Genomic DNA, 15,900 nt, shown 5'->3' with positions numbered 1-15,900 from the left:
GCCGCTACAGCCAGGTGTCCCGCTACAGCCAGGTGTCCTGGGTGGTGGTCGTCAAAAACGCTTCCAGGTCGTCGCGCCACTGGGCGGGCGTCGTCTTGTCCGGTTCGATGCCGGTGTATTCACCGCGATAGAACAGCAGCGGCCGCGGCTTGATCTTGGGCGCCTCCGAAAGCGACTGCACCGCACCGAATACCACGAAGTGATCGCCCCCGTCGTGCGCGGAGGCCACCGTGCAGTCGATGTAGGCCAGCGAACCATCGATGATCGGCGAACCGAGTTCGGAAGGGTGCCAGTCGATCCCGGCGAACTTATCGGGCTCCTTGGAGCCGAAGCGGGCCGAGACGTGCTTCTGCTGCTCGGTCAACATGTTGACGCAGAACCGGCCGCTGGCCTCGATCGCCTGCCACGACCGCGACACCTTGGTGGGGCAGAACAACACCAGCGGCGGGTCCAGCGACAGCGCCGCAAACGACTGGCAGGCGAAACCGACCGGGACGTCGTCATGCACGGTGGTGATGATGGTGATCCCGGTGCAGAACTGGCCGAGCACGCTGCGAAACGTGCGCGGGTCGATCGGCGCGGCAGCCATGGCCTGAGAAACTAACCCTTGAATCCGACGCTGAAGTCGTGGCCCCACAGGCTGATCGCGGTGCTCTCCCGGGCGATCCAGTCGTCGTCGGCGACTTGTCTTCCCTCGCAACCGAATTCGATGTCGAACCCGCTGGGTGTCTTCATGTAGAAGGACAGCATCAGGTCGTTGACGTGGCGGCCCAGCGTCGCCGACATCGGCACCTTGCGACGCAGGGCCCGGTCCAGGCACAGGCCGACGTCGTCGGCGTTCTCGACCTCGACCATCAGGTGCACGATGCCGCTGGGGGTCTGGCCGGGCATGAAGGCCAGGCTGTGGTGGCGCGGGTTGCAGCCCAGGAACCGCAGCCAGGCTGGGGGGCCGTCGGCGGGCCGGCCGACCACCTGAGGGGGCAGTCGCATCGAGTCACGCAGCTTGAAGTCCAGCACGTCGCGGTAGAAGTGCAGGGTCTCTGCGTCGTCGCGGGTGGTCAGCACCACGTGGCCCAGGCCCTGGTCCTCGGTGACGAACTTGTGCCCGTACGGGCTGACCACGCGGCGGTGTTCGAGCGCAGCGCCGTGGAAGACCTCCAGACAGTTGCCGGACGGGTCGGAGAACCGGATCATCTCGTCGACCCGGCGGTCGGCCAGTTCGGCGGCGGTGGCCTCCTTGTAGGGCGTGCCCTCGATGTCTAGCCGGTTCCGGATCTCTTGCAGCCCAGCGGCATTCGCGCATTCCCAGCCGGATTCGATGAGCCGGTCCTGCTCGCCGGGCACGATCACCAGCCGTGCCGGAAAGTCGTCCATCCGCAGATAGAGCGCGCCATCGGTGGCGCCCTTGCCCTCGACCATGCCGAGCACCTTCAGGCCGTAGTCGCGCCAGGCCGCCATGTCGGTGGCCTCGATACGCAGATAGCCCAGAGAGCGGATGCTCATCGCGCACCTCCCAGGAAATCGATGGTGAGCTTGTTGAACTCGTCGAACTTCTCCACCTGTGCCCAGTGCCCACATTGCCCGAAAACGTGAAGCTGTGCACGCGGAATGGTTTTCAGTGCGACCAGCGCGCCGTCCAGCGGGTTGACCCGGTCCTCGCGGCCCCAGATCAGCAGCACCGGCTGGCGTAGCCGGTGCACCTCGCGCCACATCATGCCCAGCTCGAAATCGGCTCCGGCGAAAGACATCCCCATTGCCCGCGTCGCGGTCAGCGATTCGGGTGTGCGGGCCAATTCGAAGCGCTGGTCGATCAATTCGTCGGTGATCAGCTTCTGGTCGTAGACCATCACCCGCAGAAACGCCTCGAGGTTTTCGCGGGTGGGCTCGGCGGAGAACTTGCCGAGCCGTTTGACGCCCTCCGTCGGGTCGGGCGCGAACAGGTTCACGCTGACCCCGCCGGGCCCCATCAGCACCAGCTTGCCGGCCCGGTCCGGGTAATCCAGCGCGAAGCGGACCGCGGTGCCACCGCCCAGCGAATTCCCAACCAGCGGAACGCGTCCCAGACCCAGCTGGTCGAACAGGCCCTTGAGCGCCCGTGCCGCATAGTGGTTGAACTGCCCGTGCTCGGCGCGCTTGTCGGACTGGCCGTAGCCCGGCTGGTCGACGGCCAGCACGTGAAACCGCTCGGCCAGCACCGGGATGTTGCGGGAGAAGTTCGTCCAACTCGCCGCGCCCGGTCCGCCGCCGTGTAGCAGCACCACTGTCTGGTCGTTGCCGACCCCGGCTTCGTGGTAGTGCAGCTTCAGCGGGCCGTCGACGTCCACCTCGGCGAAGCGCGAGGTCGATTCGAAGGTTATTTCTTCGGTTGTCGAGGTGCCGGTCATTCGGCGCCGCTCCTCCTCATCGCTTCGCTCTGCATCGTCGCCGGCGCTAGACCATGGTGTCGCCGGGCGGCAACCCGAACTCGTTGTTCCCGAAGATCTGGTAGGCCCGCTCCGGGTCGTTGGCCGCGTGCACCCGGCCGGCGTGCGCATCGCGCCAGAACCGTTGCACCGGTTGGTCATTGCCCAAGGCCGTGGCACCGGACGCCTCGAACAACCGGTCGATGGAGGCGATCGCCCGGCCGGTGGCGCGCACCTGGTCGCGGCGCGCGCGGGCGCGCAGGTCGAACGGGATCTCCTTGCCGGCGGACAGCAGGGCGTACTCGTCGGCGACGTTGCCGCTCAACTGACGCCAGGCTGCGTCGATGTCGCTGGCCGCCTCGGCGATGCGGACCTTGGCGAACGGGTCGTCCTTGGCCTTCTCGCCGGCGAACGCCGCCCGCACCCGCTTGCCCTGATGCTCGACGTGCGCGTCGTACGCGCCGTAGGCCATCCCGACGATCGGCGCCGAAATGGTTGTGGGATGCATTGTGCCCCAAGGCATCTTGTACACCGGCGCGGTGTTGGTCTCATACCCGCCCGCGGTGCCGTCGTTCATGGCCTTGTAGGACAGGAACCGGTGGCGCGGCACGAAGACGTCCTTGACGACGACGGTGTTGCTGCCGGTGCCCCGCAGGCCCACGACGTGCCACACATCGTCGATGCGGTACTCGCTGCGCGGGATCAGGAAGCTGCCGAAGTCCACCGGACGGCCGTCCTTGATCACTGGACCGCCGAGGAACGCCCACGTGGCGTGGTCACAGCCCGAGGACCAGTTCCATGAGCCGTTGACCAGGTAACCGCCATCGGTCACCACGCCGGCACCCATCGGGGCATACGACGACGACACCCGGGTCTTGGGGTCCTCGCCCCAGACCTCCTCCTGGGCCTGCTGGTCGAACAGCGCAAGGTGCCAGTTGTGCACGCCGATGATCGAGCTCACCCAGCCGGTGGAGCCACACGCGCTGGCCAGCCGCCGCACCGCCTCGTAGAACAGCGTCGGGTCGCACTGCAAACCGCCCCACTGCTCGGGCTGCAACAGGGTGAAGAAGCCCACATCCTGAAGATCCTGAACGGTCTCGTCGGGCAGCCGCCGCAGGTCCTCCGTCGCCTGAGCGCGTTCGCGAATCTGCGGGAGCAGATCATCGATGCCAGCCAAAACCGACTGCGCATCACGCTGTTGAATGGACGTCACTTACGTTTGCCTCCTGCGCCAGACTTACTCAGCGGACTTACACCAGAGACTAGAACACGTTCCGATTTGTGTCGAGCAGGGTATTCCTGCGGCTGGTAGCGATACGAATCCGCTTTTCTGTAACATGTTCTAGTTGCCCGTGGCGATCGCAAGAGCGGCGGAGCCGGTCGCAGCGGGTCGACACGTTTTGCCACGAAAGGAAGGGACGGGCCTTGACCGAGGCGATTCCCGACGAGCCACTCGGTGACCACGTCCTCGAACTGCAGGTCGCCGAGGTCATCGCCGAGACCGACGACGCGCGGTCGCTGGTGTTCGCGGTACCCGACGACGCGGGCGACCCCGACATCCCGCCCGAGCGGTTACGGTACGCGCCGGGCCAGTTCCTGACGCTGCGCGTTCCCAGCGAGCGCACCGGCTCGGTGGCCCGCTGCTATTCGCTGTGCAGCTCGCCGTTCACCGACGACGCGCTCACGGTCACCGTCAAACGCACCGCGGACGGCTACGCGTCCAACTGGCTGTGCGACCACGCGCACAAGGGCATGCGCATCCACGTGCTGGCCCCGTCGGGCACCTTCGTGCCCAAGACGCTGGGCGACGACTTCCTGCTGATGGCCGCGGGCAGCGGCATCACCCCGATCATGTCCATCTGCAAGTCCGCACTGGCCGAGGGCAGCGGGCAGGTGACGCTGGTCTACGCCAACCGCGACGAGCGCTCGGTGATCTTCTCCGACGCGCTGCGCGAGCTGGCGGCCAAATACCCCGACCGGCTCACGGTGCTGCACTGGCTGGAATCGCTGCAGGGCCTGCCCAGCGTGGCCGCGCTGGCCAAGTTGGCCGCGCCCTACACGGATCGGCCCGTGTACATCTGCGGCCCGGGCGCCTTCATGGACTCGGCGAGACAAGCGCTGGAAACGCTGAAAGTGCCTGCGGCGCAGATACATATCGAGGTGTTCAAGTCGCTGGACTCCGACCCGTTCGCGGCGGTGACGATCGAGGACACCCCCGAGGGCGACGAGCCGCCGGCGACCGCGGTGGTGGAGCTGGACGGCGAAACCCACACCGTGTCCTGGCCGCGCAACGCCAAGCTGCTCGACGTCCTGCTGGCCAAGGGCCTCGACGCCCCCTTCTCCTGCCGCGAGGGTCACTGCGGCGCGTGCGCGTGCACGCTGCGCAAGGGCAACGTGAGCATGGAGGTCAACGACGTGCTCGAGCAGCAGGATCTGGACGAAGGCCTGATTCTGGCCTGTCAATCTCACCCGGAATCTGATTCGGTAGAAGTCACCTACGACGAGTAGCCGCGGGGCTAAGTTCACCGTTGGGATCACCGGGAAAGGGAGCATCGATGAGGCGGCTGGTATCGGGATTCGCAGTCGTCGCAGTGCTGCCGATGCTTGCACCCGCCCCGGTGTGCGCGGCGGCCAGCAACACCGCCACCACGCTGTTCCCGCTGGACGGGCCCAACCAGCTGGAGACGCGGGCCGTGCTGAATTGCTTCAAGGCCGACGGCCACTGCGACTTCACCGCCGGGGCGGACATGCTGACGCCCGACGGCGTGACCGGCTTCCCGCCCGGCCTGTGGGCCCGGCAGACCACCGAGATCCGGTCCTCGAACCGGCTGGCCTACCTCGACGCCCACGCCACCGGCCAGTACGAGCGGGTGATGAAGTCCATGGGTTCCGACGAGATCACCACCATCTACATGGGCGAGGGCCCGCCGGAGAAGTACCAGACGAACGGGCGCATCGACTCCACCGATTGGCAGACGGGCCAACCCAAGACCGACAACAACGTCATCGCCTGCACCCACATCCAGGTGGTCTACTCCGGGGTCAACATCACCTCCCCGAGCACCTGCGCGCAGACCACGTTCTCCTGACCTATTCGGGGTAGTCGCCGGTCTCGAGATCGTCGAGCAGGCTTGGACCAGTGGGCTTCCAGCCCAATCGCTGGCGGGTCAGTGCGCTCGACGAGGGCTGGTCGATAGCGAACATGGTGCCGAGCGGCCCGAAGACCGCGTCGGGGACGGACTCGACGGGCACACCGACCCGGCGACCGATCACCTCGGCGATCGCCCGCATCGGGTCGCCTTCGTCGCCCACCGCGTGCAAAACCGAACCGGGCGCGGCCTTTTCGAGAGCGAGCCGGAACAAGGACGCGGCATCGTCGCGATGCACGGCAGGCCAGCGCTGGGTACCGTCACCGACGAAGGCCGACACGCCGCGCTGCCGTGCGGCCTGAATCAGGATGCTGCAGAAGCCGTACCGGCCACTGGCGTCGTGCACCGATCGCGGCAGCCGCACCACGGCCGATCGGACGCCTTGCTCGGCCAGGTCGATGACGGCCTGTCCGGTGCGTGCGCGTCCGGCCATCGGCCCCTCGGTGTTGAAGGGGTCGTCCTCGGTGCTCGTGCGGCCGGCGAGCGCCGGGGTGCCGCTGGCAACCACCAGCGGTTTACCTGTGTTGACGAGCGGGGTGCCGATCGCGGTGACGGCGCGAAATTCGTCGCCGATCGCGTCACCGATCATCCGGGTGAAGTCGTGGGAGAACGCCAGGTATACGACGCCGTCGGCGTCATCGGCCGCCTTCCGCATCAGATCGAGGTCGGTGACGTCGCCGCGCAGCGGCTCAGCGCCGAGCCCGCTGATGATCGCGGCCGCAGCGTCCGACCGGGCCAGGCCCACGACCTGATGGCCGGCGGCGATCAATTGTGCGACGACGGCCGAGCCGATTCCACCGCTGGCGCCGGTGACGAATACGCGCACGAGTAACTCCTTCATCTGATGCGACTATTGTCCCATCACCCTACACCAGTGATGGGACAATAGTCGCATCACTAAAGTGGGGCCATGGCTCGCTGGGAACCCGACGCGCGCGCACGCCTGGTCGGCGCGGCGCTGGACCTGTTCAACGAGCGCGGCTACGACCAGACGACCGTCGCGGAGATCGCCGAGCGCGCTGGCCTGACGAAAAGCACGTTCTTCAGGCACTTCCCGGACAAGCGGGACGTGCTGGCGGCCGGCCAGGACGCCATCGCCCAACTACTGCGCGAGGGCATCGCCGCTGCGCCCGCCGACGCGACGCCGCTGGCCGCGGTGTGCTCCGGCCTGAAGTCGGCAGCGGCGGCGTTCACGTCGTTCAACAAGGAGCTCGCCCCCAGGCTCAAGGCCGCGATCGCTGCCAGCGCCGAGCTTCAGGAACGCAACGCGCTCAAGCAGATCGGATTGGCGCTGGCGGTGGTCGAAGCGCTGCAATCCCGCGGCGTGCCCGAGCCGACCGCGGCACTGGCCGCCGAGCTGGGTGCCTTGGCATTCAAAAAGGCCTACGCCCGTTGGGCCGAACCCGGCGAGGACCAGGATCTGGGCGCCATGGCATGCCAGGAGCTGGACGAATTGCGCTCTGCTGCAGCCGATCTCGGCTAGCGCGGCAGCCCCAGAAGTCGCTCCGCGGCGACGGTGAGCAGGATCTGCTCGGTGCCGCCGGCGATGGTCAGGCAGCGGGTGTTGAGGAAGTCGAACACCGCGCGGTCGCCGTCCGCCCGCCGATCGACCAGCCCGCCGCCCTCGGAGACATCCATGGTGAATTCGGCCAGGGCCTGGCGGTAGCGCACACCGATGAGCTTGCGCACGCTGGACTGCGCCCCTGGGTCCTGGCCGCCCACGGCCAGCTGGGCGATCCGCTGGTCCAGCAGCGCGCCGGTCTGCGCCGCGACGATCAACCGCCCCAACCGGTCTTGCTGCGCGGCGTCGAGGTCGAGCTCGGCCAGCAGCTCGAGCAGTTCCTCCATCGGGTTGCCCAGCGCCGTCCCGTTGGCCATCGCGACGCGCTCGTTGGCCAGCGTGGTGCGGGCCAGCCGCCAACCGTCGTTCACCTCGCCGACCACCAGCTCGTCGGGAACGAACACGTTGTCCAGGAACACTTCGTTGAACAACGAGTCGCCGGTGATCTCGCGCAGCGGGCGGATCTCGATACCCGGGGAGCTCATCTCCACCAAAAAGTAGGTGATGCCTTTGTGTTTCGGCGCGTCCGGATCCGTGCGGGCCAGGCACACGCCCCAGCGCGCCTTATGCGCCGCCGACGTCCATACCTTCTGCCCGGTCAGGTTCCAGCCGCCCTCGGTCCGGACCGCCTTGGTGCGCAGCGACGCCAGGTCCGAGCCGGCTCCCGGCTCGGAAAACAGTTGACACCAGAGGAATTCGCCACGCGTGGTGCCGGGCACGAAGCGCTCGATCTGCTCGGGGGTGCCGTGCTCGAGGATGGTCGGCGCCGCCCACCAGCCGATCACCAGGTCGGGCCGGGCCACGCCGGCCGCCGCCAGCTCCTGGTCGATCAGCAGCTGCTCGGCGGGCCCCGCGCCACGGCCGTAGGGCGGCGGCCAGTGCGGTGCCTGCAGACCCGCCTCGGCCAGCGCCGCCTGCCGGTTCTCCTCGGGCAGTTCGGCGATCCGGGCGACGGCGGCGGCGATCTCGGCCCGCTGGTCCTCGACCTCGCTGAGGTCGATACCCAGGCGGCGTCGCACCCCCGACTGGGTCAGCGCGGTGATGCGGCGTAGCCAGGCCTCCGCCCCGCCCAGGAACCGGCCGATGGCGTGCGCCCGGCGCAGGTACAGATGCGCGTCGTGCTCCCAGGTGCAGCCGATGCCGCCGAGGACCTGGATGCAGTCCTTGACGCTGGCCTTCACGGCGGCGATGCCGGTGCTCGCGGCCAGGGCCGCCGCGATGGAGAACTGGGCTTGGTCGCCCTCGGCGGCAGCCCGCGCGGCATCGGCGGCGGCCACCTCGGCCTGCTCGGCGCGGCACAGCATCTCGGCACAGATGTGCTTGATGGCCTGGAAGCTGCCGATCGGCTTGCCGAACTGCTCGCGGACCTTGGCGTAGTCGACGGCGGTCTCCAGCGACCATCGGGTGATGCCGGCCGCCTCGGCCGCCAGTACGGTCGCGGCCAGCTCCTCGACGCGCTCGCGCTTGTCCGACACCACGGTGGCCGGCGCCGAGTCCAGCACCACCCGGGCCAGCGGCTGGGAGAAGTCGGTGGCCTGCAGGGGTTCGATCCGCACGCCCTCGCCGCCGGTGTCGATCAGCAGCCACTTGCCGTCGGCCGGCGCCAGCAGCACCGCGCCGTCGGCTACGCCCAGCGCGAAGGGCAGCGTGCCCGACGCCGTCGACGTTGCGCCGTCGAACTCGACGTCGCCTTCCAGCGCCAGCCCGGCAAAGCGCTCCCCGGAGGCGAGCGCCGCCAGCAACTCCGGGTCCGATCCGGCCTCGGCGAGGACCACGGTGGCCAGCGCGGTGGTGGCGACCGGCCCGGGGATCAGCGCCTTCGCCGCCTCCTCGACCATCGCGCACAGGTCTTCGATGCTGCCGTCCGCCCCGCCGAACTCCTCGGGGATAGCGACGCCGAAGATGCCAAGCTCGGCCAGCCGGGAGAACACCGGCCGCCAGGCGTCGGGCTTGCCCTGCTCCACGTCGCGGATCGCCGCGGTGCCGCCCGGCCCCGACGTCGAATTGCGGGCCCAGTCGCGCACCAGGGCCCGCGCGGCAAACTGTTCGTCGGTGACGGTCGCTACCACGTGAGAGCCCTCCGCGTCCTTGACTCGGCGTGACAGGGGCGTCGAAACCCCTGTCCTGATTGTGCGATCTGCCCGCCCAGCGGGTATGCCTTCGGCACGTGTTGGCACGCAACCCGCGCTCTTCGAGACTAGAACGTGTTCTAATAGTGCCAGTGATCGACCGTCAAGTCGAACGCCATTACAGCAGCACAGCGCTTGTCCGCGGCGGTATGGAGGTGGGAAATTCACACGCAGAATGCGTATCGTTTGCAAACGAACCGCCGGGAACAGGAGCAAACCGTCACATGCCAGCCAACGCAAATCCGAGCCGCGTTTCTGACGCGCAGCCGCGCGAGGTTCTGAACGTGGCGGTACTGGCGGAGTCCGAACTGGGGTCGGAGGCGCAGCGGGAACGCCGCAAGCGCATCCTGGACGCCACCATGGCCATCGCCTCCAAGGGCGGTTACGAGGCAGTTCAGATGCGTGCGGTGGCCGATCGCGCCGACGTCGCGGTGGGGACGCTGTACCGGTATTTCCCGTCGAAGGTGCACCTGCTGGTGTCGGCGCTGGGCCGCGAGTTCAGCCGCATCGACGCCAAGACGGACCGCTCGGCGATGACCGGGGGCACGCCCTTTCAGCGGCTGAACTTCATGGTGGGCAAGCTCAACCGCGCAATGCAGCGCAACCCCCTGCTGACCGAGGCGATGACCCGGGCCTACGTGTTCGCCGACGCGTCGGCGGCCAGCGAGGTCGACCAGGTGGAGAAGCTCATCGATTCGATGTTCGCGCGGGCAATGGCCGACGGCGAACCGACCGAGGACCAGTACCACATCGCCCGGGTGATCTCCGACGTGTGGCTGTCGAACCTGCTGGCGTGGCTCACCCGGCGGGCCTCGGCCACCGACGTCAGCAAGCGGCTGGACCTGGCCGTGCGGCTGCTGATCGGCGACCAGGACTCGAAGTAGCCCGGCTCACGCCGGCGGGCCGGCGGTGCGGCCCCGGATGAGTTCGGTGTCCAACAGTTCGATGGCGGGCAGGCCCGAGCGCGGCGGCTTCAACAGCAGCTCCCCGGCCCGGCGGCCCTTCTGCAGGCTGGACTGCGACACCGTGGTCAGCCCGCGGTTGATGGCCTCGGGCACGCCGTCGAAGCCGGTGACGGTCATCTGCCCCGGCACGTAAATGCCGTGCGCGCGCAGGTAATCCATGGCCGACAGCGCCAGGATGTCGGCGGTGCACATGAGCGCGGTGATGCGCGGATTGGCCTCCAGCGCCGCCTTGGCGGCCGCGCCGCCCGATTCGGGCAGGTGCTCGTAGCTCTCCACCACGGTCAACGAATCGGGCTCCACGCCGGCGGCCGTCATCGCCTCCCACACTCCGACGATGCGCTCGCGTTGCACGTCGAACGCGGGTGAGCGGAGCCGGTCGGCGTCTACCAGGCCCTGGCGCCGGTCCCGGCCCAGCCGCATGGTCAGCAGCCCGATCTCGCGATGCCCCAGGCCCAGCACGTAGTCGGCGAGCTCACGCATCGCCGCGCGGTCGTCGATGCCCACCCGCGAGACGCCGGGCAGCCCCTTGGGCTGGTCGACCACAACTATCGGCAGCCGGCGCTGCAACACCACTTGCAGGTAGGGATCCTCGTCGCACACCGAATAGACCACGAAGCCATCCACGCCGGCCGAAAGCACCGCGGCCGTGCCGTCTTTGAGGCTGCGGCTGGGTCCGACGGCAACCAGCAGCAGCCCCTGCCCCAGCGCTTCGCAGGACTGGGCCACGCCGGTGACGAAGTCGCGTGCGGCGGGGTCGCTGAAGAAGTAGGGCAGCGGTTCGGCCATCACCAGACCGACCGCGCCCGCCTTGCGGGTCCGCAACGAACGCGCCACCGGGTCGGGGCCGGCGTAGCCCAGCCGCTTGGCCGTCGCGAGCACGCGCTCGCGCAGGTCCGGGGAGAGCTGATCGGGCCGGTTGAAGGCATTCGAGATCGTCGTGCGCGAAACGTTGAGCTCGTCCGCCAATGACGCCAGAGTCGCACGCCGGCGCGGTGTGGGACTCACGTTCGGTGAGGCTACAGCGGATCGGGGCCCGTGCGTACGTGCTTCAGCTTGCGGCTTTGTAATGGAAACGGTTTTCATTAGTATTGTGGATCGGCTGACTGGCCGGCGGGAGGAAATCGGACGTGCACATGGCACCGACGCGGCAACGAACGGCTAAGGCCAGGACCGCCGACGCGACGCGATGGCTGGCGGCCGCGCTGGCGGTGGCCGGCGGCGCGGTGCTCACCGGCTGTGTCGGTTCGGCGCATTCGCGCGCGCTCTCCGTCGTCGCCTCCACCGACGTGTGGGGCAGCGTGGCGCGCGCCGTCACCGGCCGCCACGTCGCCGTCAAATCCATTCTCAGCGGGGCGGACATCGACCCCCACTCTTATGAGGTCAGTCCCGCCGACGCCGCCGCGATCGCCGACGCCCCGCTGGTGGTCTTCAACGGCGGCGGGTACGACGGGTGGGTCGACGACGTGCTGGCCCGCCACCCGGACGCCAAGCCGGTCAACGCCTACTCGTTTCTGAACAACGACGGAGCACCCCGCAACGAGCACGTCTTCTACGACCTGGACGTCGCCAAAGCGGTGGCGAGCACCATCGCCGAGCGCCTCGCGACGATCGACGCGGGCAACGCCGCCGACTATCGGTCCAACGCCGTCGCGTTCGGCCGCGACGCCGACTCGATCGCCGGCGCCGAACACGCCATCGCGACCGCCTATCCCAACACCTCGGTGGTCGCGACCGAACCGGTCGCGTTCTACCTACTGAAGGCCACGGGCCTGGCGAACCGGACCCCGCCCGCGTTCGAGGCGGCCATCGAGAACGAGACCGATCCGGCACCGGCCGACATGGCGGTGGTCCTCGACCTGGTCAACCGTCGTCAGGTGTCGGCGGTGCTGGTCAACCCGCAGACCTCCACCACCGCGATCAACGGTCTGCGCGACGCCGCACGGCACGCGGGCGTCCCGGTCACCGACGTGTCCGAAACGCTGACCGAAGGCACGGAATACCTTGCCTGGCAACGCAATACGGTCAATCAGCTGCAGTCCGCGCTGCGGTCGAGCCGGACCGTACCGTCGTGAGCCTCGAACCGGCCATCGAGAACCCCGCGGAAACGGTTTCGCTGCGCGGGGCGCGGCTGTCCTTCGGCGACCGGGTGCTGTGGGACCACCTGGACCTGTCGGTGTCGCGCGGCGAATTCATCGCGGTGCTGGGCCCCAACGGCAGCGGCAAGACGTCGCTGCTCAAGGTGCTGTTGGGGCAGCTGCCGCTGAGCGCCGGTGTCGGGCTGGTGGACGGCAAGCCGATCACGTCGGGCAGCGGACGCATCGGCTATGTGCCCCAACACCATCCGATGGACGCCGACGTGATGCTGCGCGGGCGCGACCTGGTGCGGCTGGGCATCGACGGGCCGCGCTGGGGCGCCATCCCGCTGCGGTCGGCCGATCGGGCCCGCCGGCGCGCGGCCGTGCGCCAGGCGCTGCGCCAGGTCAACGGCGAACACCTGGCCGACGTCCGGGTGGGGACGATGTCGGGCGGCGAGTTGCAGCGGGTGCGCATCGCCCAGGCGTTGGTCAGCGACCCGCTGCTGTTGCTGTGCGACGAACCGCTGCTGACGCTGGATCCGGCCAACGCCAGGCTGGTGTCGGCGCTGATCGAGCGGCGCCGCCAGGACGCCGCGACCACCGTCATCGTCGTCACCCACGAGATCAACCCGATCCTGCCGTACGTGGACCGGCTGCTGTATCTGGTCGACGGCCGGTTCGAGATCGGCACGGTCGAGCAGGTGATGACCAGCCAGACCCTTTCGGCGCTCTACCAATCCGACATCCAGGTGGTGAAGGTCAAGGACGGCTACGTGGTGGCCGGCGCTCGTGACGATGGGTACCACTGATGGAACATCGGCTCACCGGCCTGCTGAACCACCTGTTCTCCTTCGACATCACCGCCCACCTGCTCGCCCACGACTTCGTGCAGCAGGCGCTGTTGGCGGCCGCCCTGCTGGGCCTGGTGGCCGGGCTGATCGGGCCGTTCATCGTGATGCGCCAGATGTCGTTCGCCGTGCACGGTTCCAGCGAATTGTCTTTGACCGGAGCCGCTTTCGCGCTGCTGGTGGGGTTCGGCGTGGGCCTCGGCGCCCTGATCGGCAGCGCCCTGGCCGCGGCGCTGTTCGGTGTGCTCGGGCGGCGTGACCGGGAACGCGACTCGGTGATCGGCGTGGTGCTGGCGTTCGGGCTGGGCCTGGCGGTGTTGTTCATCCATCTCTATCCGGGCCGCACGTCGACCAGCTTCGCCCTGCTGACCGGCCAGATCGTCGGGGTGGGCTACACGGGCCTGACCATGCTGGCGCTGGTCTGCCTGCTCGTCATCGCCGTGCTGGCGACGTGTTACCGCCCGCTGCTGTTCGCCACGGTCGACCCCGACGTCGCCGCCGCCCGCGGCGTGCCGGTCTACGCGCTGGGCATCGTGTTCGCCGCCCTGGTCGGGGTGGTGGCGGCCCAGGCGGTGCAGATCGTCGGCGCGCTGCTGGTGATGTCGTTGTTGATCACGCCGGCGGCCGCGGCGGCCCGGGTGGTCGCCTCCCCGGCGGCGGCGATGGTCACCTCGGTGGTGTTCGCCGAGGTGGCCGCGGTCGGGGGCCTGCTGCTGTCGCTGGCGCCGGGCGTGCCGGTGTCGGTGTTCGTCGCGAGCATCTCGTTCCTGATCTACCTGGTCTGCTGGCTGATCGGGCGCCGGCGATCCGCTGCCGCTTAAGCTGGGCCCCATAAGGTTCCACGTCCGGGAGGCAGTGGTGCGCGGGCGAATCGCGTTGCTGGTGGCCGCGGCGGTGTCCGCCCTGGCCACCGGCTGCACCACCGTGGTCGGCGGCAGCGCGTCGCCCGCGGACACCTCCGGTCCGCTGCTCCAGCCGCCGGTGGCCGCCGCGGCCCTGGATGGGCTGCTGCTCGGGGTGGACCAGATCAACTCCTTGCTCAGCTCGGGGATGCGGCTGCGGTACGGCGTTCAGACGATGTGGGATTGGAGTTCGACTTTCAGCGACAAGAGCTGCCTGGCGATGGACGGCCCGGCCCAGGAGGCCGTCTATGCGGACACCGGCTGGATCGCGATGCGCGGCCAGCGCCTCGACGACAACTTCGACGACCCGGCGGTCCGCAACGACTCCGCCATCCAGGCCGTGATCGCCTACCCCTCGGCGCGCAAGGCCAACGTGTTCTACGACGCCTCGGTGCGACGGTGGTCCGCCTGCGCCAACCGGAAGTTCTCCGAACATCCCGTGGACAAGCCGGACATCGTGTGGACCGTCGGCGAGGCCCACAAGGTCGGTGGCACGCTCAGCACCTCCGAAGTTCAGGACAGTAGCGACGGCTGGACGTGCCAGCGGGCGCTGACCGTGCGCAACAACGTCGTCATCGACGTCGCCACCTGCGGCTCCTTCGTGCCCGGCGGGTCCGCGGTCGACCTCGCCGAGCGGATCGCGGCCAAGGTCAGCGGGCGGTAGCCGGCGCCGCGCCTCCTCGCCTAGGCCGGCGCCGGGCGCCCCCATAAGCTGGGCGGGTGGCCGCTATCGACCTCAACGCCGACCTGGGCGAGGGCTTCGGTGTCTGGCGCCTGGGTGACGACGACGCCATGCTCGGCATCGTCAGCAGCGCCAACGTCGCGTGCGGTTTCCATGCCGGTGACCCGGCGGGCCTGCTGCGGGTATGCCGGTCGGCCGCCCGGCGCGGGGTCCGCATCGGGGCGCAGGTGAGCTACCGCGACCTGGCCGGGTTCGGCAGGCGCTTCATCGACGTCGCCGCCGAGGACCTGATCGCCGACGTGGTGTATCAGATCGGCGCGCTGCGGGCGATGGCGCACGCGGCCGGCTCCACGGTGTCCTACGTCAAACCCCATGGCGCGCTGTACAACACGATCGTCACCCACGTCGAGCAGGCCGCCGCCGTAGCCGAGGCGGTGCGCCTGGTGGATTCCGGATTGCCGGTGTTGGGCATGGCGGACTCGGCCTTCTTCGACGAAGCCACTCGGCGCGGATTACGCACGGTCGCAGAGGCTTTCGCCGACCGGGCCTACCGGCCCGACGGCCGGCTGGTGTCGCGCCGCGAACAAGGCGCGGTGCTGGCCGACCCGGCGGTGATCGCCGACCGGGTGGCGACCATGGTCGACTCCGGGCAGGTCACCGCGATCGACGGCACCCAACTCACGCTGAAGGTGGAATCGGTTTGCGTGCACGGTGATTCGCCGGGAGCGGTGCAGATCGCCGCCGCCGTCCGCGACCGCCTTGCCACGACCGGCACCGAGATCAGGGCGTTCTGCTGATGCGACTGAAACTCGGGCGTCCCGACATCGCGCGGTACGCAGGCCGGTTCGACGCTCCCGCCGCCGAGGCCGACGGGCTCTCGGTGACCTGGATCGGCGTCGCCACCCTGCTGATCGACGACGGCTCGTCGGCCCTGATGACCGACGGCTACTTCTCCCGGCCCGGCCTGGCCACGGTCGCGGCCGGCAAGGTGGCACCCTCGCCGGCGCGCGTCGACGGATGCCTGGCCCGGGCCAAGGTCTCGCGGCTGGAGGCGGTCATCCCGGTGCACACCCACTTCGACCACGTGCTGGACTCCGCACTCGTCGCCGACCGCACCGGCGGGGTCACCGGTTCGCCGATGACGCCGGGAAACCGGTCGGGCGGGCAGTGGTGCGATTCGATCAGGG

General features: G+C 69.0%; 17 protein-coding genes. 10 read left to right on the top strand and 7 right to left on the bottom strand.

Going from position 1 to position 15,900, the window contains the following annotated elements; all coding sequences use genetic code 11:
- Positions 1–22 precede the first annotated feature (22 nt).
- The 4 genes from hsaB to hsaA are packed head-to-tail and all read right to left on the bottom strand — an operon-like array spanning position 23 to position 3,615.
- A complete protein-coding gene (hsaB, locus tag A5659_RS21595) occupies positions 23–589 on the bottom strand; it encodes a 3-hydroxy-9,10-secoandrosta-1,3,5(10)-triene-9,17-dione monooxygenase reductase subunit (RefSeq protein WP_066867373.1) in 567 nt (188 codons plus the stop codon).
- Between the two features lie 11 nt (positions 590–600).
- Positions 601–1,503 carry an iron-dependent extradiol dioxygenase HsaC gene (hsaC, locus tag A5659_RS21590; RefSeq protein WP_066867375.1) on the bottom strand — a complete coding sequence of 301 codons (903 nt, stop codon included), beginning with the start codon at positions 1,501–1,503 and terminating at the stop codon, positions 601–603.
- Positions 1,500–2,384, bottom strand: coding sequence for a 4,5:9,10-diseco-3-hydroxy-5,9,17-trioxoandrosta-1(10),2-diene-4-oate hydrolase (gene hsaD, locus A5659_RS21585; RefSeq protein ID WP_067184125.1), 885 nt, complete (start codon positions 2,382–2,384; stop codon positions 1,500–1,502). Before hsaD ends, hsaC begins: the two co-directional genes overlap by 4 nt.
- Before the next feature lie 46 nt (positions 2,385–2,430).
- Positions 2,431–3,615, bottom strand: a complete 1,185-nt coding sequence (gene hsaA, locus A5659_RS21580) for a 3-hydroxy-9,10-secoandrosta-1,3,5(10)-triene-9,17-dione monooxygenase oxygenase subunit (RefSeq protein WP_066867379.1) — start codon at positions 3,613–3,615, stop codon at positions 2,431–2,433.
- Between the two features lie 212 nt (positions 3,616–3,827).
- Between hsaA and A5659_RS21575 the strand changes: the two genes are divergently transcribed.
- Positions 3,828–4,910 (top strand): ferredoxin--NADP reductase, encoded by a 1,083-nt coding sequence (locus A5659_RS21575; RefSeq protein ID WP_066867381.1) that lies wholly within the window; start codon positions 3,828–3,830, stop codon positions 4,908–4,910.
- A gap of 47 nt (positions 4,911–4,957) precedes the next feature.
- Positions 4,958–5,491, top strand: a complete 534-nt coding sequence (locus tag A5659_RS21570; protein WP_066867384.1) for a hypothetical protein — start codon at positions 4,958–4,960, stop codon at positions 5,489–5,491.
- Between the two features lies 1 nt (position 5,492).
- On the opposite strand, the gene A5659_RS21565 is transcribed toward A5659_RS21570, so the two are convergent.
- The gene (locus A5659_RS21565) at positions 5,493–6,377 is read right to left on the bottom strand and encodes an SDR family oxidoreductase (RefSeq protein ID WP_067184147.1); all 885 of its coding nucleotides are present in this window, start codon (positions 6,375–6,377) and stop codon (positions 5,493–5,495) included.
- 84 nt (positions 6,378–6,461) lie between these two features.
- Here A5659_RS21565 and A5659_RS21560 point away from each other — a divergent pair, with 84 nt between their 5' ends.
- The gene (locus tag A5659_RS21560) at positions 6,462–7,034 is read left to right on the top strand and encodes a TetR/AcrR family transcriptional regulator (protein WP_066867386.1); all 573 of its coding nucleotides are present in this window, start codon (positions 6,462–6,464) and stop codon (positions 7,032–7,034) included.
- Here the strand turns inward: A5659_RS21560 and A5659_RS21555 are convergent.
- Positions 7,031–9,181, bottom strand: coding sequence for an acyl-CoA dehydrogenase (locus A5659_RS21555; protein WP_067184122.1), 2,151 nt, complete (start codon positions 9,179–9,181; stop codon positions 7,031–7,033). The two genes, A5659_RS21560 and A5659_RS21555, sit on opposite strands and share 4 nt — an antisense overlap.
- 344 nt (positions 9,182–9,525) lie before the next feature.
- Here A5659_RS21555 and kstR point away from each other — a divergent pair, with 344 nt between their 5' ends.
- On the top strand, positions 9,526–10,125 hold the full coding sequence (kstR, locus tag A5659_RS21550) for a cholesterol catabolism transcriptional regulator KstR (RefSeq protein ID WP_066867395.1): 600 nt from the start codon (positions 9,526–9,528) through the stop codon (positions 10,123–10,125).
- A 6-nt stretch (positions 10,126–10,131) separates the two neighbouring features.
- On the opposite strand, the gene A5659_RS21545 is transcribed toward kstR, so the two are convergent.
- Complete coding sequence (locus A5659_RS21545) at positions 10,132–11,211, bottom strand: LacI family DNA-binding transcriptional regulator (protein WP_067020439.1); 1,080 nt, start codon at positions 11,209–11,211, stop codon at positions 10,132–10,134.
- Between the two features lie 128 nt (positions 11,212–11,339).
- On the opposite strand from A5659_RS21545, the gene A5659_RS21540 reads away from it, so the two are divergent.
- The 6 genes from A5659_RS21540 to A5659_RS21515 form a co-directional block, all read left to right on the top strand.
- On the top strand, positions 11,340–12,278 hold the full coding sequence (locus A5659_RS21540; RefSeq protein ID WP_066867391.1) for a metal ABC transporter solute-binding protein, Zn/Mn family: 939 nt from the start codon (positions 11,340–11,342) through the stop codon (positions 12,276–12,278).
- Positions 12,275–13,090, top strand: coding sequence for a metal ABC transporter ATP-binding protein (locus A5659_RS21535; protein WP_066880092.1), 816 nt, complete (start codon positions 12,275–12,277; stop codon positions 13,088–13,090). Before A5659_RS21540 ends, A5659_RS21535 begins: the two co-directional genes overlap by 4 nt.
- Entirely contained in the window at positions 13,090–13,950 is an 861-nt protein-coding gene (locus A5659_RS21530; protein ID WP_067184119.1) for a metal ABC transporter permease, read from the top strand. Before A5659_RS21535 ends, A5659_RS21530 begins: the two co-directional genes overlap by 1 nt.
- Positions 13,951–13,984: 34 nt before the next feature.
- Positions 13,985–14,695 (top strand): sensor domain-containing protein, encoded by a 711-nt coding sequence (locus tag A5659_RS21525; protein ID WP_066880087.1) that lies wholly within the window; start codon positions 13,985–13,987, stop codon positions 14,693–14,695.
- 56 nt (positions 14,696–14,751) lie between these two features.
- Positions 14,752–15,510 carry a LamB/YcsF family protein gene (locus A5659_RS21520; protein ID WP_066868873.1) on the top strand — a complete coding sequence of 253 codons (759 nt, stop codon included), beginning with the start codon at positions 14,752–14,754 and terminating at the stop codon, positions 15,508–15,510.
- Positions 15,510–15,900: MBL fold metallo-hydrolase (locus A5659_RS21515; protein ID WP_369806911.1), on the top strand; the 391-nt coding region annotated here is incomplete at its 3' end. The genes A5659_RS21520 and A5659_RS21515, both read left to right, overlap by 1 nt.

The sequence above is a fragment of the Mycobacterium sp. 1165196.3 genome, from assembly GCF_001673415.1.
GTDB classification, from domain to species: Bacteria; Actinomycetota; Actinomycetes; order Mycobacteriales; family Mycobacteriaceae; genus Mycobacterium; species Mycobacterium europaeum_A.
Note: the sequence above shows the minus strand (reverse complement) of the source record. Positions and strands in the feature narration are given on the sequence as shown.

What these genes read in the sequence shown, in the direction of transcription:
- A5659_RS21570 (WP_066867384.1), top strand. Translation starts at nt 4,958, where the DNA reads ATGAGGCGGCTGGTATCGGGATTCGCAGTCGTCGCAGTGCTGCCGATG.
- hsaB (WP_066867373.1), bottom strand. Translation starts at nt 589, where the DNA reads ATGGCTGCCGCGCCGATCGACCCGCGCACGTTTCGCAGCGTGCTCGGC.
- A5659_RS21560 (WP_066867386.1), top strand. Translation starts at nt 6,462, where the DNA reads ATGGCTCGCTGGGAACCCGACGCGCGCGCACGCCTGGTCGGCGCGGCG.
- hsaD (WP_067184125.1), bottom strand. Translation starts at nt 2,384, where the DNA reads ATGACCGGCACCTCGACAACCGAAGAAATAACCTTCGAATCGACCTCG.
- A5659_RS21540 (WP_066867391.1), top strand. Translation starts at nt 11,340, where the DNA reads ATGGCACCGACGCGGCAACGAACGGCTAAGGCCAGGACCGCCGACGCG.
- A5659_RS21530 (WP_067184119.1), top strand. Translation starts at nt 13,090, where the DNA reads ATGGAACATCGGCTCACCGGCCTGCTGAACCACCTGTTCTCCTTCGAC.
- hsaC (WP_066867375.1), bottom strand. Translation starts at nt 1,503, where the DNA reads ATGAGCATCCGCTCTCTGGGCTATCTGCGTATCGAGGCCACCGACATG.